General features: G+C 72.0%; 19 protein-coding genes. 12 read left to right on the plus strand and 7 right to left on the minus strand.

The window, feature by feature from the left end:
• Nucleotides 1-153 precede the first annotated feature (153 nt).
• The 3 genes from AAEP86_RS04235 (at nt 154) to AAEP86_RS04245 (ending at nt 2,657) form a co-directional block, all read left to right on the plus strand.
• The gene (locus tag AAEP86_RS04235) at nt 154-1,476 is read left to right on the plus strand and encodes a carboxylesterase family protein (protein WP_420369290.1); all 1,323 of its coding nucleotides are present in this window, start codon (nt 154-156) and stop codon (nt 1,474-1,476) included.
• Between the two features lie 71 nt (nt 1,477-1,547).
• On the plus strand, nt 1,548-2,168 hold the full coding sequence (locus AAEP86_RS04240; protein WP_420369291.1) for a TetR/AcrR family transcriptional regulator: 621 nt from the start codon (nt 1,548-1,550) through the stop codon (nt 2,166-2,168).
• Between the two features lie 48 nt (nt 2,169-2,216).
• Nucleotides 2,217-2,657: an NUDIX hydrolase gene (locus AAEP86_RS04245; protein WP_420369292.1), complete on the plus strand. Its 441-nt coding sequence runs from the start codon at nt 2,217-2,219 to the stop codon at nt 2,655-2,657.
• A 15-nt stretch (nt 2,658-2,672) separates the two neighbouring features.
• Here AAEP86_RS04245 and AAEP86_RS04250 read toward each other — a convergent pair whose 3' ends face one another.
• Nucleotides 2,673-3,041, minus strand: coding sequence for a VOC family protein (locus AAEP86_RS04250; RefSeq protein ID WP_420369293.1), 369 nt, complete (start codon nt 3,039-3,041; stop codon nt 2,673-2,675).
• An 86-nt stretch (nt 3,042-3,127) separates the two neighbouring features.
• On the opposite strand from AAEP86_RS04250, the gene AAEP86_RS04255 reads away from it, so the two are divergent.
• Together AAEP86_RS04255 and AAEP86_RS04260 are read left to right on the plus strand one after the other, a co-directional pair.
• Nucleotides 3,128-3,790 (plus strand): nucleoside/nucleotide kinase family protein, encoded by a 663-nt coding sequence (locus AAEP86_RS04255; RefSeq protein WP_420370446.1) that lies wholly within the window; start codon nt 3,128-3,130, stop codon nt 3,788-3,790.
• Nucleotides 3,791-3,827: 37 nt separating this feature from the next.
• The gene (locus tag AAEP86_RS04260; protein WP_420369294.1) at nt 3,828-4,808 is read left to right on the plus strand and encodes an NmrA family NAD(P)-binding protein; all 981 of its coding nucleotides are present in this window, start codon (nt 3,828-3,830) and stop codon (nt 4,806-4,808) included.
• Here AAEP86_RS04260 and AAEP86_RS04265 read toward each other — a convergent pair.
• The 4 genes from AAEP86_RS04265 to AAEP86_RS04280 form a co-directional block, all read right to left on the minus strand.
• Nucleotides 4,762-6,039 (minus strand): CynX/NimT family MFS transporter, encoded by a 1,278-nt coding sequence (locus tag AAEP86_RS04265; RefSeq protein WP_420369295.1) that lies wholly within the window; start codon nt 6,037-6,039, stop codon nt 4,762-4,764. The genes AAEP86_RS04260 and AAEP86_RS04265 overlap by 47 nt on opposite strands.
• Nucleotides 6,036-6,692 carry an HAD hydrolase-like protein gene (locus AAEP86_RS04270; protein WP_420369296.1) on the minus strand — a complete coding sequence of 219 codons (657 nt, stop codon included), beginning with the start codon at nt 6,690-6,692 and terminating at the stop codon, nt 6,036-6,038. The genes AAEP86_RS04265 and AAEP86_RS04270 overlap by 4 nt, the downstream gene beginning before the upstream one ends.
• 162 nt (nt 6,693-6,854) lie before the next feature.
• Complete coding sequence (gene nucS, locus AAEP86_RS04275) at nt 6,855-7,550, minus strand: endonuclease NucS (protein WP_420369297.1); 696 nt, start codon at nt 7,548-7,550, stop codon at nt 6,855-6,857.
• 10 nt (nt 7,551-7,560) lie between these two features.
• Nucleotides 7,561-8,901, minus strand: a complete 1,341-nt coding sequence (locus tag AAEP86_RS04280; RefSeq protein ID WP_420369298.1) for an MFS transporter — start codon at nt 8,899-8,901, stop codon at nt 7,561-7,563.
• Between the two features lie 94 nt (nt 8,902-8,995).
• Here AAEP86_RS04280 and AAEP86_RS04285 point away from each other — a divergent pair, with 94 nt between their 5' ends.
• From AAEP86_RS04285 to AAEP86_RS04315, 7 genes are all read left to right on the plus strand, one after another.
• Nucleotides 8,996-10,138: a LacI family DNA-binding transcriptional regulator gene (locus tag AAEP86_RS04285; protein ID WP_420369299.1), complete on the plus strand. Its 1,143-nt coding sequence runs from the start codon at nt 8,996-8,998 to the stop codon at nt 10,136-10,138.
• Nucleotides 10,135-10,368: a hypothetical protein gene (locus AAEP86_RS04290; protein ID WP_420369300.1), complete on the plus strand. Its 234-nt coding sequence runs from the start codon at nt 10,135-10,137 to the stop codon at nt 10,366-10,368. Before AAEP86_RS04285 ends, AAEP86_RS04290 begins: the two co-directional genes overlap by 4 nt.
• 372 nt (nt 10,369-10,740) lie before the next feature.
• On the plus strand, nt 10,741-11,595 hold the full coding sequence (locus tag AAEP86_RS04295) for an alpha/beta hydrolase (protein ID WP_420369301.1): 855 nt from the start codon (nt 10,741-10,743) through the stop codon (nt 11,593-11,595).
• Between the two features lie 43 nt (nt 11,596-11,638).
• Nucleotides 11,639-12,196 carry an AAA family ATPase gene (locus AAEP86_RS04300; protein ID WP_420369302.1) on the plus strand — a complete coding sequence of 186 codons (558 nt, stop codon included), beginning with the start codon at nt 11,639-11,641 and terminating at the stop codon, nt 12,194-12,196.
• A gap of 185 nt (nt 12,197-12,381) precedes the next feature.
• Nucleotides 12,382-13,485, plus strand: a complete 1,104-nt coding sequence (locus AAEP86_RS04305) for a fatty acid desaturase family protein (protein WP_420369303.1) — start codon at nt 12,382-12,384, stop codon at nt 13,483-13,485.
• A 708-nt stretch (nt 13,486-14,193) separates the two neighbouring features.
• Nucleotides 14,194-14,922 carry a GAF and ANTAR domain-containing protein gene (locus AAEP86_RS04310; RefSeq protein WP_420369304.1) on the plus strand — a complete coding sequence of 243 codons (729 nt, stop codon included), beginning with the start codon at nt 14,194-14,196 and terminating at the stop codon, nt 14,920-14,922.
• Between the two features lie 14 nt (nt 14,923-14,936).
• Nucleotides 14,937-15,677, plus strand: coding sequence for an ANTAR domain-containing protein (locus tag AAEP86_RS04315; RefSeq protein ID WP_420369305.1), 741 nt, complete (start codon nt 14,937-14,939; stop codon nt 15,675-15,677).
• 81 nt (nt 15,678-15,758) lie between these two features.
• On the opposite strand, the gene AAEP86_RS04320 is transcribed toward AAEP86_RS04315, so the two are convergent.
• Nucleotides 15,759-16,889: a zinc-dependent alcohol dehydrogenase gene (locus AAEP86_RS04320; RefSeq protein WP_420369306.1), complete on the minus strand. Its 1,131-nt coding sequence runs from the start codon at nt 16,887-16,889 to the stop codon at nt 15,759-15,761.
• 35 nt (nt 16,890-16,924) lie between these two features.
• A complete protein-coding gene (locus tag AAEP86_RS04325) occupies nt 16,925-17,392 on the minus strand; it encodes a hypothetical protein (RefSeq protein ID WP_420369307.1) in 468 nt (155 codons plus the stop codon).
• Nucleotide 17,393 lies beyond the last annotated feature (1 nt).

The following is a 17,393-nucleotide window of genomic DNA, read 5'->3' on the forward strand; positions in this document are numbered from 1 at the left end:
GGCTGTGTTCACCGACCTCAATCGGCATCGAGCCGCGCAGCACTGATCCGCGATTCACGAATCAGCACAGGAGAACGATGACGCCATCGCGATGATGTCCTCGTGCACGCAGGTGTTGTGCTCCCGCCCGGGCGGCCTCGGTACCGTGAGCGGGTGCCCGCCACCGCCTCCCGGACCTTCGACCCACCCGCCGGACCCGTCACCGGCGTCGTCGACGGGAGCGTGGTCCGAGCCCTCGGGATCCCGTACGCGCGGGCGGACCGGTTCGCGCCGCCGGAGCCGGTGCCGGTGTTCGCGGAGCCGTTCCCGGCGGACACGCCGTCACCCGTCGCCCCGCAACCCGTGGCGGAGTTCGCCGACCAGCTGCTCCGACCGGTCGAGGGCCTCGTCGCCGACGAACACTGTCAGCACCTGTCGATCACGGCGCCCGCCGACGTGCAGCCCGACGAACGCCTGCCGGTCGTGGTGTGGATCCACGGCGGCTCCTACGTCATCGGCGGCGGCGACCTGCCGATCAACGACGCGCGCGAGCTCGTGACCGAGCAGCGCGTCGTGTTCGTGTCGGTGACCTTCCGACTCGGGGTCCTCGGCTTCCTCGGCGACGGCGTGACGGTGCCGGCGAACCTCGGGCTCCTCGACCTGCTCGAGTCCCTCCGCTGGGTACGGCGCAACATCGCCGCGTTCGGTGGCGACCCCGACCTCGTCACGGTCGCCGGCCAGTCCGCCGGCGGCGACGCCGCGGCGCACCTCATGATCAGCGACGGCGCCGCCGGACTCTTCCGCCGTGTCGTCATCCAGAGCGCCCCGCTCGGGCTCTCGCGCGGGCGGGCCCGGATGAACCGGGCGATGACGGCGGCGGTGGGCACGGTCACGCCGGAGACACCGCTCGACGTCCTGCTCGAGCGCCAGGCCGCCGCGACCCGTGCCGCCGCGCCCCACGGGCTGGCCGGCGGCATGCCCTTCGGCACGCAGTACGGGTACGCGCCGCTGCCCGCGGAACGCGACGTCGACGCGGCGTGGCGTGCGGTCGCGCGTGACGTCGACGTCCTGATCGGGTCCGCCTCCGACGAGGCCGGCACGTACGTCGCCCTCGTCCCCGGACTCCGGTCGCTCGTGTCGTCGCGGATCGTGCGCGCCGTCGTCCGGTGGTTGCTCGTGCGGCCGCTGTCCGAGGTCATCTACGGCCGCGACGTCCGCCGGTTCACCGCGCGACACCGGGCGGCGGGCGGGCGCGCCACCTCGTACCGACTGCTGCGGGGAGCGACGACGAGGCCGACCGGCGCCGTGCACATGAGCGACCTGCCGTTGCTGCTCGGCGGTCGCGAGGCGTGGGCCGGCAGTCGGTTCCTCCCCGAGCGGGACTGGCCCGAGGTCGAGCGGCGCGGCGGGGCCTTCCGCGCGGTCTGGGCCGGGTTCGCGCGGACCGGTCGGGTCACCGCCGAGGACGACGAGACGCTGACGTTCGACCGCGGCTGAGGGGCCCCCGGCCGGGCGTCCCCAGAACGGGCGGGTCGCGTGGCGGTCGTGCGCACCGGAGAATCGACCGCATGCCCGAGACCGATGCCGACCTGCGCGCCCGCATCGTCACGGGTGCCATCGAGGCGTACCGCGCGTCCGACTTCCACACCGTCGGCCCCGCCGAGGTCGCCGCGCACGCGGGGGTCGCCGAGGCCGACGTCCGCCGGGTGTACCCGATGTGGGAACTCCTCGTCGTCGCCGTGACGGACCGCTGGAACAACGGCAGCCGTCGCGCGCTCTGGGTCGTCGCCGAGCGCTCCGGAGCGGTCGCGTACCTCCGCGCCCGCCTCCAGGCCGGGCTCGACGACCCCGCACTCGTCCGGCTCCGGACCGCGCTGCTCAGCGCCGCGTCCAACCCCGCGCACCCGGCCGCCGGCTGGTTCCGCAACCAGTACACGGGGTCGTTCGACGACATCACCCTCGCCCTCGTGCGGGACGTCGTCGCGGGCCGCGAACCGCGCGGGACCTCGCCCCGGCACGCCGCCGAGCAGCTCGTCGCCCTGTACGAGGGGCTCCAGCTGCAGTCGATGCTCCGCGACGGTGCCGAGACGCTGTCCGGCTTCGACCGGGCGGTCGCGCGGATGCGGGTCGGATGGGCCGCTGCTGCCGCCGCCGTCCCGACGAGCAGTGCCGCCACCACGCTGTCCTGACCGGCGCGGCTGAACGTCCCCGCACCGGCCTGCTGGCAAGGTCGGCGGATGGAGTACACGGACTACGACACCCGGCTCGCCGCCTACGGCGTGATCACCGAGGGCGACCGGGTGCTCCTGGCGAAGCTGCGGTTCCCCGAGGCCGGTACCTGGACGCTGCCCGGCGGCGGTGTCGAGTTCGACGAGTCCGTCGAGCAGGCCGTCGTCCGTGAGGTCCGCGAGGAGACGGGGTTCGAGGCCACCGTCGGCGCGCTGCTCGGGGTGCGGCACCACATCGTGCCCGTCGGGCGCCGCATCCATGCGAACGGTCGACCCATGAAGGCCGTGCAGGTCGTGTTCCGCGTCACGATCACGGGCGGGGAGCTCCGGTCCGAGCTCGACGGCTCCACCGACGAGGCGGCGTGGCTGCCGATCGCCGACCTGCCCCACCACCGCCACGGCCTCATCGTGCCGATCGCCCTCGGTTGGGCGGGCGCGCTCTCCCGCTGAGCCCACGCGGCGGGGCTACTCCTCGACGACGCTGAGGACGTTGCCCGAGGGGTCGGTGAACCACGCGATGAGCGGTCCGCCCTTCCGGTTCACGCCCTTCTCGTCCGTCATCCCCTCGTACCGCAGGAACGTCACGCCCTTCGCCACGAGCTCGTCGACGGCGTCGTCGACGGACGGCACCGGGAAGTTGAGCACCGTGAACGCGGCCGGTTCGTGCGCCGGCCCCTTGGGGTAGGCGAGCACCTCGTGTCCGTCGCCGAGCTGCAGGAAGAGCATGCCGTGGTCCTCGCGGACCCGGACCCCCAGGACGTCCTCGTAGAACGCCCTCGCCTCGGGCACGTCACGCACCGAGAACCCGCTGAACGCCTTCGTCGCATCGACCATGCGGCAAGTGAACCACCGCTCCCGTCGGTCGGCCCGCTCTGTCCGTCGGGCCGGTCTGCCAGGATGAGGACGTGACCGCGCCCGAGATGACCGTCGACGAGGCGGTCGCCCGCGCGGTCGGACTCGCCGCCGCCGGTCCCCGGGCCGTGCTCGGCATCGTGGGCGCGCCCGGCGCCGGCAAGTCCACGCTGGCCCGGCGCATCGTGGTGGCCGTCGACGACGCCCTCGGCGCCGGGACGGCCGTGCAGGTGCCGATGGACGGCTTCCACCTGGCGAACGCCGCCCTCGACGCGCTCGGACGCCACGACCGCAAGGGCGCGATCGACACATTCGACGCGGACGGCTACGTCGCGCTCGTGCGCCGGCTCGTCGCCGGACACCGGGACGCGGCACGGCCCGGTACCGAGGGGGTGGGCGGTCCCGTCGTCTGGGCGCCCGACTTCGACCGCCGCGTCGATGAGCCGGTCGCCGGCAGCATCGCCGTCCCGCCGACGGTCCGGCTGGTGGTCTCCGAGGGAAACTACCTGCTCGACGAGACCACGCCGTGGACCGAGCTCCCCGCACTCCTCACCGAGACGTGGTTCTGCACCGTCGACGACGCCGTCCGCGTCGACCGCCTGGTCGGTCGGCACATGCGGCACGGACGCGACCACGAGGAGGCCCGCCGCTGGGCGGTGGAGGTCGACGGCGTGAACGCGGCGCGGGTCGCACCCACGGTGACCCGCGCCTCCAGGACCGTCCGGACGTGACCACGCGTCCACCGCACCCGACAGAGCAGGAGCGACCATGACCATCGCACTCACCGGCGCGACCGGCAACATCGGCGGTGCCGTCGCCCGCGCGCTCGCCGCGGACGGCGTGCCGTTCCGGATGATCGTGCGGGACGCCTCCCGAGCGCCGGAGCTCCCCGGGGCCGACGTCGCCGTCGCCACCTACGGCGATGCCACCGCGAGCCGCGCGGCGCTCGAGGGAGTCGACCTGCTGTTCATGGTGTCCGGCGCCGAGGCCGAGGACCGCCTGGCGCAGCACCGGACCTTCGTCGGAGCCGCCGCGGCAGCGGGCGTGCAGCACGTCGTCTACACGTCCTTCGCGGGTGCTGCGGCGGACGCGACCTTCACCCTCGGACGCGACCACTGGGCGACCGAGGAGGCGATCCGGGCCACCGCGATGGCGCACACGTTCCTGCGGGACTCGTTCTACCTCGACTTCGTCGAGGACCTGGTCGGCGAGGACGGCGTGATCCGCGGCCCGGCGGCCGACGGCGCCATGGCGGCGGTGGCCCGGGCGGACGTCGCACGGGTCGCGACGGCGGTGCTGCGGGACCCGTCGGCGCACGCGGACCGGACGTACGACCTGACCGGCCCCGAGGCGATCACGCTCGCGCAGGCGGCGGCGACGGTGTCCGAGGTGCGGGGTCGGACCGTGACGTACCACCCGGAGACGCTCGACGAGGCCTACGCCTCGCGGGCGCGGTGGGAGCCGGAGCCGTGGCAGGCGGATGCCTGGGTGAGCACGTACACGGCGATCGCCGAGGGTGCGCTCGCGCAGGTGTCGGGCGACGTCGAGCGGGTCACCGGGCAGCGTCCGATGACGCTGCGCGAGGTGCTCGAGGCGTCCGCGCTGAGCGCTTGCGGCGCTGGCCGCGCCGATCGCACCGATCGCGCCGACCGGCCGACGGCGACCGCGCCTGGCGGGCGACGGGGCCCGCGCGGTCGAGGGGCTACGGCACCCGGCGTGCGGCGACGGTCCCGACGAACCCGAGCGTGAGCACGGCGACCAGCACGACGAGCAACGGCGCCGTCCAGTCACCGGTCGAACCGTGCAGCGAGCCGGCGACGAGCGGCCCCGCGGAACCGATGAGGTACCCGCCGCCCTGCACGAACGCCGACATCCGCCGGGCGTCGGCGTCGCTCGAGACGATCCGCACGATCACGATGAAGATCACCGTGATGCCACCGCCCTGGGCGGCACCGCCGAGCACGGACCACAGCAACCAGAGCTGCGGGGCGAACAGCAGGCCGAGCGGCATCGCCAGCCACAGGAACGCCACGAGCGCGATGATCGCCCGCGGCCGCCAGCGCGCCGCCAGCACGGGGACGCCGAGCGCCCCGACGACGGCGAGGATCTGGAACACCGACGAGCTCGCACCCGACGACGCCTTCGAGAAGCCGATTTCGTCGTGCAGGAGCGTCGGGATCCAGGCGGTGAGCGCGTAGTACGAGAAGGCCTGGCCGCCGAACGCGAGCGTGAGCCCCCAGGTGATGAGGCGTCGAGCCGGTCGCACGGGCTCGGCGGCGGCCTGCTGCGCGGCCCGCTCGGCGCGCACGGTGCGCAGCGCCCCGGTGTCGAGCACCTGGTCGATCGGACCGGTCACCGGGAGGGGCTCCTCGGCGGCGGACCGGCTCGGGCGCAGCCACGCGGCGCGCGCACCGACGGCCGAGGTCCACGCCACGCCGGCGATCACGGCGAAGACGGCCCACACGGCGATGGCGACCGGCCACCCCCACGCGGCGGCGATCGGGGCGGTACCGAGCGAGGTGATCATCGACCCCACGTTGAGCGCCGACGTGTAGACACCCGTCACGAGTCCGACCCGTTCCGGCGAGGTGTCGCGGCGGATCACGACCGGGATGACGACGTTGCCGATCGTGATGCCGATGCCGATCACCGCCGTGCCGACGAGCAGCGCCGCGGCCGACGGCATCGAGCGGACCACGGTGCCGGCCAGGACGATGACGAGCGACAGCGACACCGCGCGCTCCGGGTCGGCCTTCGCGATCACCCAGCTGGCGAACGGCGTCGCCAGGGCGAAGCAGAGCACCGGGATCGTCGTCAGCAGCCCGGCGACGGTGGCGGTCAGGCCGAGGTCGACCCGGACGTCCCCGATCACGGGGGCCGTCGCGACGATCGGACCGCGGAAGTTCAGCGCGATGAGGACGATCGCCGCCGGCAGGAACCAGGCGGCGCCGCGCAGGCCGGGCGTGACGGAGCGGGTCACGGCAGCAGGATCGGCAGCAGGTCGAGCGGCGTGGCGGCGGTCGCGAGGGTCCCCTCGGCCTCGTCGGGGGAGCCGTAGCCCCACCCGGCGAAGACGACCGGGACGCCGTGGACGGCCGCACCCTCGACGTCGTGCTTGCGGTCCCCGACGAGCACGGGACGCGAGACGTCGAACCCGCGGGCGTCGAGTCGGCGCAGCGCTTCCTGCACCACGTCGGCCTTCGACGACCGCACCTCGTCGTCACTCGCGCCGGTGATGATGTCGATGGAGCCGGTGAGTCCGTAGTGCTCGAGGATGTACGTCGCCGGGGTCTCGGGCTTGCTCGTCGCCGTGGAGATCGGCAGGCCGGCCTCGTGCAGGGTGCGGAGCACGACGTCGATGCCGGGGAACATCGCGGAGTCGAGGGCGCCGTGCGAGAGGTAGTGCTCGCGGTAGACCGCGAGGGTGTGCTCGGCCTGGTCGGCGTCCATCCCCATGGCGATCCGGAACGTGTCCATGATCGGCGGACCGACGAACGACATGAGCGTCGCGTGGTCCGGCACCGGGACGCCGACCCGCTGGAACGTGTGCGTGAGGCTCTCGAGGATGCCCGGGGCGGAGTCGCTGATGGTGCCGTCGAGGTCGAAGAGGATGGCGCTGAACGGGCTGGTCATGTCCTGCCCAGCCTAGTCGGGGCGGTGGACGCGACCACGGGGCGGACCGGGGCGCGCGTGGCGGGGTGCGCCGTGCCTCCCGGTCGGCGCCGGCCGGCACCGGTCGTGCGACGTGACGCGCGTCGGTCGACGCGTGTCCTGTCGCAGATCGCGTGCCGCCCGTCAGAACAGGCGGGTGTGCCCGCCCTCGATCCCGCGCATCGCGTCGTAGTCGAGCACCAGGACGCGGATGCCGCGGTCCTCGGCGAGGGTCCGTGCCTGCGGGGCGACCGTCTGCGCAGCCAGCACACCCTGGACCGGCCGCAGCAACGGGTCGCGGTTCATGAGCTCGAGGTAGCGCGTCAGCTGCTCGACCGCGTCGATGTTGGCGTTGCGCTTCATCTCGACGGCGACGCTCGCCCCCGCGTCGTCCCGCGCGAGGATGTCGACCGGGCCGATCGCCGTCATGTACTCACGGCGGACCAGCGTGTGGCCGTCGCCGAGGAGCTCGATCTGCTCCGCCAGGAGCTGCTGCAGGTGCGCCTCGACCCCGTCCTTCACCAGGCCCGGGTCGACGCCCAGGTCGTGGGACTCGTCGGAGACGACCTCGTACAGGGACACGATCAGCTTGTCCTGCGTCTTCTTCTGGGTGACCGTCCACACCTGGGTGATCCCGGCGCTCGACTGCTCGTCGTCCGGCTCGGTGATCTCGATCGAGCAGGGCGGGCTCATCCAGTTGAGCGGCTTGTAGCTGCCGCCGTCGGAGTGCACGAGCAGGGAGCCGTCGGCCTTCAGCATGAGCAGGCGGGTCGCGAGCGGCAGGTGGGCGGAGAGCCGGCCCGCGTAGTCGACGGAGCAGCGGGCGATGACGAGACGCACGCCGGGAAGCCTACCTGCGGTCGGCAGCGCGGTCGGACCCGCGCAGGTCCGTTGCGTCGGCACCGGCGGTCGCGTCGTCGGCCTGGAGGCGCGGCTCGCCTCCGCCCTGCTCGTCGCCGCCCCGACGGGTCGGCCGGGCGGCGGCGCCGGTCTCGCGTGCCGCACCCGAGGCCAGGCCCGCCGCGATGATGAACACGAAGACCACCAGGAGCGCCCCGAGGAGTCCGACGTGCTCGCCGAGGAACCCGATGATCGGCGGACCCGCGAGGAAGGCCACGTAGCCGATCGTCGCGACCGCGCTGACCTTGAGCGCCGCGGTGCGCGGGTCGTCGGCCGCGGCGGACATGCCCATCGGGAAGCCGAGGCTCGCGCCGAGCCCCCACAGCACGACGCCCACGATCGCGAGCGGCACGTCGTCGATGAAGATGAGCATGCCGAGGCCGACCACCGCGACCGCGGCGCTGGCCCGGAGCACGGGGACGCGCCCGAAGCGGTCGATGAGGGGGCTGCCGGCGACCCGGCCGACCGTCATCGCGGCGAGGAAGACGGTGAGCACGGCGGACCCGGCGGCGTTGTCGAGCCCGTGGCCGTCGATCATCGCCAGCGGCAGCCAGTCGTTCGCCGATCCCTCGGCCAGCGCCATGCCGAGCACGATCACACCGATGAGGAGCGTGGACGGCTGCGCCCACACCTGCCAGCGGGTGACCTGCGTCGGCACCGGACTGGTCTCCGTGGCGACGTGGTCGGCGTCAGCGAAGCGGTGCTCGTCCTGGAACGCCCGGACGGCGACGAGCATCACGGCGCTCGTGACGACGACCAGGACGATGAAGTGCCAGGCGACCGGCACGTCGAGCGCTTCGGCGAGGGCCCCGAGGCCTGCGCCAGCGAGCGTACCGAGGCTGAACGCAGCGTGGAACAGCGGCATGATCGTGCGGCCGCCGGCCTTCTCGGCGGCGGCGCCCGAGACGTTCATCGACACGTCGCACAGGCCGTTGCCGAAGCCGAAGGCGATGAGCGCGATCCAGATGGCGGCGAAGCCCCAGCCGAACGTCACGGCGAGTCCGGCTGCCACCATCCCCAGCGCCAGGCAGGCCGCGGCGACCTGCACGCCCCGACGGGCACCGAGCTTGGCGACGATGTGACCCGCGAAGGTCAGGCCGCCGATCGAACCGACCGCCATGCCCAGGACGAGCAGGCCCATCTCGAGCGTGCTCGCGCCGAGGGAGTCGCGGACGCTCGGGATGCGGCCGAGCCAGGTGGCGATGTCGAGGCCGGACAGGGTGAACACGACGAACACCGCGGTGATCCAGGCCCGTGTGGTCGGGGTGGTGCGGGCGGACGTCGTCGTCATGGTGGTCCCATCGTGCTGCGGAGCTGGTCGCCGAGTGCGTGTCGTGCGCCGGTCGAATCGATTCGACCGCTGGTTCGGGCTACGCTAACGGGCGATGGACGAACCGGCAACAGGACCCGGCGCGTCGCGGACGGAAGCCGTCCGTGGGGCCGCCGAGCGTCCCGGCGTGCGTCCGGCCCGGCCCACGCTCGCCGCGGTCGCCCGGGCGGCCGGCGTGGCCCCGTCGACGGCCTCCCTCGCGTTCAGCGGCAGCGGTCCCGTCTCCGAGGAAGCGAAGGCGCGCGTCCTCGCCGCAGCTGCCGAGCTCGGCTACGGCGGCCCGGACCCGCGGGCCAGATCGCTCCGCCGGGGCCGTTCCGGCGTCATCGGGGTCGTGATGGACGAGCGTCTCAGCGACGCCTTCCGCGATCCGGTCAACGTGCTCACCCTCGACGGCATCGCCGAGGTCGCCGGCGCAGCAGGTGCCTCGCTCCTGCTCGTCCGGAGCCCGCTCGACGACGAACACGGTGCCGGCCCCATCGTCGACGCACCCATGGACGCCGTGGTGCTCGTCGGCTGCAACGTCCGGATCGACCCCGCGGTCGCCGTCCTCCGCCGACGGCAGATCCCCGTCGTCGCGATCGAGGCGGACGACATCGAGGGAGCGGTCCCGATCCACCTCGACAACCGCGAGGCCTCGCGCCGGGCCGCTGCCTACCTGCGCGACCTCGGGCACACCGCCGTCACGATCGTGGCGCTCCCGTTCGACGCCGCGCGGCGTCGCGGTCCCGTCGACGCCGCCCGCGAAGCAGACGGCGTCGCGCACACCACCCTCGAACGGCTGCGCGGTGTGCGGGGCGTCTACCCCGACGCCGTCGCGGTCGAGACCGCTGGCAGCTCCGTCGAGGAGGGCCGCATCGCAGGCGAGGCCCTGTTCGCTCCCGGGGCGACGGTCCCCACCGCGGTGGTCGCGCAGAGCGACCTGCTCGCCGTCGGGGTGATCTCGGCCGCACTCGATGCCGGGCTCCGCGTGCCGGAGGACGTCAGCGTGGTCGGGTTCGACGGGATCACGGTGGACGACAGCCTGCTGCACCGCACCCCGATCCGGCAGCTCACCACCCTGGTGCAGCCGTTCGCGCAGAAGGGGCGCGCTGCGGCCCGTGCAGCCCTGGCGATGCTCGAGGGGGACGAGCCCGTGCCGGCGGCGTTCCGGTCGGAGCTGCGGATCGGGGACACGACGGGGCCCGCTCGCACATGAGGGTCGCAGCGACGCTCCACTGGATCAGCACCGTGCTCCTCGCCGTGGGGTTCCTCGGCGCCTTCCTGTTCGTGGCCGATGTGTCGTGGTGGTCACACGACGGTGACGCCGACATCGGCCTCGCCCTGCTCGTGCTGTTCTGTCTCGTGGTGGGCGTGGGCGGGCTCGTCCTCGCGGGCGTCGCGCTCGTCGTCGGGCTGCTGGCGCGACGGCGGGGCGCGCTCCGGTAGTGGTCGGTCGGCGTCGGTCGCCTGCGCGCTCAGCGTGTACTGCGCGAACTGGTCGGGCCAGGTGGCGACATCGACGACGTTGTTGTCACTTGTCGGTCTCAAGTGACAACAACTTCGACCTGTTGCCAGGCAGCCGCCACGGTCAATCGATCCGCTCGCCAGACAGATGCTTGATCTCGCAGCGATCGCTCGATGAGTTCGACGACCTCGATGCATGTATCCGGACACGCATCACTCGCCTTCGCGCAGCCTGATCCGTCCTTCCTCGCCTGCATCGCCCAGCGGCGCTCCGCACTGCGGCTGCTGCACTCGGCCGCGTCTCCGGACCGAATCGAATCAGCAGGGCGGTGGTGGTGGTCGTACAGTCGGAATGTGTCCCCGACGGTGCCGTTCGCTTCGCTCCCGATCGACCAGCGCGACGTCTCCTCCGCGTACGGCCCCGACTCGACGGTCCGACCGGGGGTCGCCGCCGGGACCGTCGACGAACTCCGGCTCGATTCGAGCATCCGCTTCCCGGGCACGACGCGGAGGGTCTGGGTGCACCGGCCTTCCGGCCACTCGGCCGACGACACGAGCGCGGTCATGTTCTTCAACGACGGGTGGTGGTACCTCGACCCCGACGGTGACGTCCGAGGCGGAGTCGTCCTCGACAACCTCGCCGCGGACGGGTCGCTCCCACCGATCATCGGGGTGTTCGTCGACCCCGGCGTCGTCGATGTCGACGGCACACCGACCAAGCACCGGAACGCCGAGTACGACGCATTCGACGGGACCTACGCTGACTTCCTGCTCGAGGAGGTCCTGCCCGTCGTGGCGGCTCGTTACCGCGTTGCAGACGACCCGATGATGCGTGGGGTGTGCGGGGGCAGCGGTGGTGGCAATGCCGCGACGACCGCCGCGTGGTCGCGCCCGGACGGCATCGGCCGGGTGATCGCGTTCAACCCGAGCTTCGCGCAGATGCCGGGCGGCAACCCGTACCCGGCCTTGCTCGCCGCCGAGGCGCACCGCCCCACTCGCGTGTTCCTCCACGCGGCTCACCGTGACCTGCACTGGGACGAACCCGACCGGAACTGGTTCGCCGAGAGCCTCGACACGGCATCGGTACTCGCACGGGCCAGCTGGGACTTCCGGTTGGTGGTCGGCGACGGTGGGCACGCGCCGAACCACGGTGGCGTCCTGCTCCCGGACGCACTCCGGTGGTCGTGGTCGGGGACCGTTGGTGCGTGAGGGTGACGGGGCGCGCCGGATCACCGGCGATCCAGTGTGGGTCGTGACCGGGATGCCGGGAGCGGGGAAGTCGACCGTGAGCCGCGCCCTCGCCGGCCGGCTGGATCGAGCGGTGCACGTCAGTGCCGACGACCTCAACGCGATGATCGTCTCGGGCGCGGTCTGGCCGCTCGGGGCGCCAGCTGACGAGGCCGCACGCCAGGTGGAGCTCTGCTACCGGAACATCGGTGCGATCGCGCGGAACTCCTCGGATTCCGGGTTCACGGTGATCGTCGACTGTGTCCTGCCGGACGGTCGCCACCTCGAGCGTCTGCTCCGGCAGCTCCCGGAGCAACGTGCCCGGCTGATCGTCCTCGCACCGGGCGAAGCCGTCTGCCGCAGGCGTGACGCCGGACGCCCTGCCGGCGAGCAGTTCGCCTTCGACGGGTACCGAGAGCTCGACGAATCGATGCGGCAGGACCTGGGCGGGCGAGGGTGGTGGATCGACACGTCCGACCTCACGGTCGACCAGACAGCGGACCTGGTCAGGGGCGCGGCCCCGGGTACCGGCTTGGTCGTCTTTCCAGGCCCGCCGGGCCGGTCGTCATCGAGTACCTCCTGAGGTCGCGACCGCACGTCCGGGTGGTCTCAGCGCAGCGAGTGTTCCCACGCCGCACCTGCGTGCCCTCCGTGCGCGCGGCTGCGCCGTGGAAACTGACAACCGCCCCTGTCGTGGGTCGTAGCCTCTCCCTGTAGCCCCGGTCCCCGGTTGCACCCGTCATGGTTGCCGAGTCCGGGAGGGCCAGCATGTCGAACGACGATCGGTCGAACGAGACGTCTCCGCTGATCCGTACACGACCGCGCGTCGGTGGGACGACGGCGGGGTCGACGTACTCCGCACTGCTGCAGCTGGTGAAGGCGGAGGGGCTGCTGGAACGACGGACCGGCTACTACTGTGCCGTGTTCGCCGTCCTCATCGCTGTCCTCACCCTCGCTGGCGGAGCCTTCGCACTGTTGGGTGCGTCCTGGTTCCAGCTGATCGTCGCCGGGGTCCTCGGAGTGGTGTTCACCCAGTTCGCCTTCCTGTCGCACGAGGCCGCGCACCGGCAGGTGTTCGCGTCCCACACGTGGAACGACCGCGCAGCCCGGTACGGCGGCACGTTCCTGGCGGGGGTCAGTTACGCGTGGTGGATGAACAAGCACACCCGCCACCACGCCAATCCGAACACCGTCGGGAAGGACCCGGACATCTCCTTCGAGGCCCTCTCGTTCCGCCCGGAGGACGCTGCCGCGAAGCGGGGTCTTCTCCGGGGTCTGGTACGCGTGCAGGGGTACGCGTTCTTCCCCCTGTTGCTCCTCGAGGGCGCGAACCTGCACTGGCAGTCCGTGCGGACGTACGTGACCGGGCGAGGCGTGAAGGGGCGCTGGTCGGAGGGCAGCGTGTTCCTCACGCGGTTCGTGCTGTACCTCGGCGTGTTGTTCTGGTTCCTGCCCGTCGGCATGGCGTTCGCGTTCCTCGGTGTGCAGTTGGCGGTGTTCGGCTTCTACATGGGGATCGCCTTCGCGCCGAACCACAAGGGCATGCCGGTCCTCGAGGCGGGCCAGAAGGTGGACTTCTTCAGCCGCCAGGTGCTGACGTCCCGGAACATCCACGGTGGGCGCTGGGTCGAGCACTTCATGGGCGGCCTGAACTACCAGGTCGAACACCACCTCTTCCCCAACATGGCCCGCCCGAACCTCCGCGCCGCGCGCCTCGTCGTGCGCCGGTTCTGCGCTGACCACGACGTCCCGTACACCGAGACGAACCTGATCCGTTCGTACGCCATCGTCGTGCGGTACCTCAACCGCGTGGGTCTGGCAGCACGCGACCCCTTCGCCTGCCCGATGGTGCAGCGGTACCGCACCAGGTAGCGACCCTGTGCAACGGGAGTGGCTCAGGAGGGGGGAGGGGTCGCGCCGGCAGGGTGTCCGGCGCGACCCCGGAGGCGACGGGGGATCAGGAGCCGTCGCCTCCGTCACGCGCGATGTCCTCAGACGTGGCCCGGTGGGCGCGTCCTGCGGGTGCAGGAGGCGTGGAAGGCGCTCCGGAGGGGTTCGCGCGTGAGTGCGAGGAGTTCGTGGTGGGTACCTCGTCGAACGGCTTCGTCCGCAGCACTGTGCAGCGGCGAGCCGCCCCGGTCGAACGACGGGGGCGTGCACGCACGCCCCGCATGGCCGGTCCGAGGTCGGCGGAGGAGGTCCGGCCGACGGCCGCCGGGAAGGAGGGACCGGTCGGGCAGGCATTCGGGTTGCCGCCCGACCGGTGGTCCAGGGGGTCGGAGCGGTGGCGCGCCGTGCGGAGGAGCTGCAGCATGAAGACTCTCCTGGTCGGAAGCGGGCAACGCGAGGGTTCCGGCAACCAGGGTCTGGGGCAGCTGAGGGCCACTGTAGAGCGGCGTCACCCCGGACGCAAGGGACGTGACCGTGACCAGCAGGGGCTCCCTCGATGGGTGTCGTGGAAGCGTAGGATCGCGAGCAGTAGCTGCCCGGACCACGTGCTGCGCTCGTGCCAGAGGAGTCGGTCATGGACATCCAGCAGTGTCGTGCACGTCCGACGGGACCCTGTGCGAGGGGGACAGCGTGAGCGGGGACGGTTTCGTCGGTGCTGCCGCAGCGTTGTTCCGTGCCGGCGACGACGGTGGCCTGTGCGACCCCTTCCTGGCCGCGCTGCCGATCAGGGGTGTGGCGATCTCGACCCTCGGTGATCCGATCGGATCGGAGACGGTGTGCGCGAGCGACGCCGTCGCAGCACAGCTGGACGAGATCCAGCTCGACCTGGGCGAGGGGCCCTGCTGGGAGGCGATGACGACCGGGCGACCGGTCCTGGAGCCGGACATGCAGGCTGCGACGACGGTCACGTGGCCCCTTGCGCTCTCTGCCATGCGCGAGCTGCGTCTCGGCGCTGCGTTCGCGTTCCCGATGCGCCTCGGAGACCTCGACATCGGTGCCGTCGACCTGTACCACGACGAGGCCTTCGTCCTTCCACCGCGAGCGGTGGAGCATGCTTCGGTGCTCGCCGAGGGCGCCGCTCGTCAGGTGCTCCGACGAGCCCTCGCCCGCGCCGACAGCGACACGGACGGCGACTCCGCGGGCGACGACATCAGCGAGTACTCCCGCCGTGAGGTGTACCAGGCGTCCGGCATGCTCGCCGCACAGACCGGCGTCAGGGCCGAGGATGCGCTCCTGTTGCTCCGCGCCCACGCCTTCGCCATGGGACGCACGGTCATGGACCTCTCCGCCGACATCATCGCCCGGACCGTCGACTTCACGGGCCAGAGGGCGAACGACCGCGACGACTCTGCCTCGTAGGGAAGGAAGCAGACATGACCCGAACCCGAGAGCAACAACTCGTTGAGACCTTCGTGACCCTGACGGACTCCCTGGTCGCCGACTACGACGTGGTCGACCTGTTGCAGTCCCTGGTCGACAACGCCGTCGACCTGTTCGACGCGTCAGCGGCGGGGATCATGCTCGTCAACCAGCGGCAACAACTCGAGGTCATCGCCTCGACCAGCGAACGCAGCAACCTCATCGGACTCATGCAGCTCGAAGCCGGGGAAGGGCCGTGTCTGGAGGCGTTCACCACCGCTGCGACGGTGTCGGTCGAGAACGTGAACGAGATGCGGCGGCGGTGGCCTGCCTTCGCTGCCGCGTCCGAGGAGGCCGGCTACGCCTCCGTCCACTCGATCCCGCTGCGCCTCCGGGAGAGCACCCTCGGATCGATGAACCTGTTCCGCGAGACCCCCGGCACCCTGAACGACGAGGACGCCGTCGCCGTCCGGGCACTCACAGACGTCGCCACGATCAGCATCCTGCAGCAACGGACCGCCGACCACGCGCTGCTGGCGCAGACGCAACTGCAACGCGCGCTCAACAGCCGGGTCATCATCGAGCAGGCCAAGGGCTTCCTCGCACACACGCACCAGATCGACATGGACGCCGCGTTCCGACTCCTCCGCCGGTACGCGCGCACCAACCAGATGCGCATCGCCGAAGCCGCACGCGCCGTCGTGAACGACGGCGCGCTCGGCACGACCAGTGCCCCGGACGACGCCGGCAGGTGAGCGCCGGGTGTGGAGTCGTGACGACGTGGGAGCGCCCGTCCGTCGGACGATCGCCGACCGGAGGCGGAGGAGCTGCTGCGCTCAGGGCCGGAAGACCGCCCGCACGCATCCGTCGGTCTTGTCCTTGAACATCGCGTAGCCGTCGGGTCCGTCGTCGAGTGGCATCACGTGCGTCGCGAGGTGTTCCGTGACGATCTCGTCGCGCGCCATGCGCTCGAGGAGCATCGGGATGTACCGCTGCCCGTGCTGCTGGGCCGACCGGAGCGTGAGGCCCTTGTTCATCACCGCACCCAGCGGGAACTTGTCGACGAAGCCACCGAAGACGCCGAGCACGAAGAGACTCCCGCCCTTGCGCGCCGCGAACACGGCCTCGCGCACAGCGGTCGGTCGGTCGGTCTGCAGACGGAGCTGCTGCTTGAGCTGGTCGTAGGCGAAGTCGGGGCCGTCCCGGTGCGCCTCCATCCCGACCGCCTCGATGCACACGTCGGGACCGCGGCCACCCGTGAGCTCGCGGAGCTCGGCGGTCACCTCACTGGTCTCGTAGTTCATCGTCTCCGCGCCGATGACCTGCTCGACCTGCGTCAGTCGCTCCTGGAAGCGATCGACCACGATGACACGCTCGGCGCCGAGCAGCAGTGCGGCACGCGCCGCCATCTGACCGACACCACCGGCACCCCAGACGGCGACGGTGTCCCCGGGCTGGACTCCGCCGAGGTCCGCGCCCATCCACCCCGTCGGAGCGGCATCGGAGGCGAAGAGCGCCCGCTCGTCGCTGACGCCCTCCGGGACGCTGAACGCTCCCTGGTCGGCGTACGGCACGCGGATGTACTCGGCGTGACTCCCGGCCCAGCCGCCCAGCGCGTGGGAGTAGCCGTAGCAGCCGCCGGGCGCCTGGCCCCACAGCATCTCCGGGATGCCCGCGTTCGGGTTGCCGTTGTCGCAGAGCGAGTAGAGCTCGTTGCGGCAGTACCAGCACTTCCCGCAGCTGATGAAGGAACAGACCACCACACGGTCGCCGACTGCGTGCTTCCGCACCTCCGACCCGACCTCGACGACCTCGCCGATGAACTCGTGGCCGAGCACGTCGCCCGCCCGCATCGTCGGGACGTACCCGCCGAGGAGGTGGAGGTCGGATCCGCACGTGGTGCTCAGGGTCACCTTGACGATGGCGTCCTGGGCGTTGAGGATCCCGGGGTCCTCGACGTTCTCCACCGAGAGTTCGTTCACTCCGGTCCAGCACAGCGCCTTCACAGCACACCCTCGCCCTTCGCGTCGTCCTCTGCCTCGTCCACCGCGCCGCCGAGCAGCGTGCGCGGTCGTTCACCGTGCGGCCGCGGCGTCGCGCGCAGCACCTCGCCGGTCTCGAACACCTGCTTGGCGTCGCGGAGGGCTCCGCGCAACGCCCTGCCCGGGTCTCCGTCCGCGTCGAGGTCGACCCCGTCGCGGACCCGTGCGTGGACCTCGAAGCCCTTGTCGCCGGGGGCCGGGTCGATCCGGACCTCGAGCGACTCCGCCAGGCGCTGCAGGGGCTCCGGGTAGCCGCCGTCCCGGAACTCCTCGGCATCGCCCAGCACGGTGACGGCCTTCCAGCCTTCCGGGTGCGACGCGTCTCCGTCCGACGCACGGTCCTTCTTGACCAGCGAACGGGCGACGAGGCCCGCCGCGAGACCCGCGACGCCGAGTCCGACGGCCGCTGCCGCCTTCCCGTCGGCCATG

It is taken from the genome of Curtobacterium sp. L1-20 (assembly GCF_048755855.1).
Taxonomy (GTDB): Bacteria; Actinomycetota; Actinomycetes; order Actinomycetales; family Microbacteriaceae; genus Curtobacterium.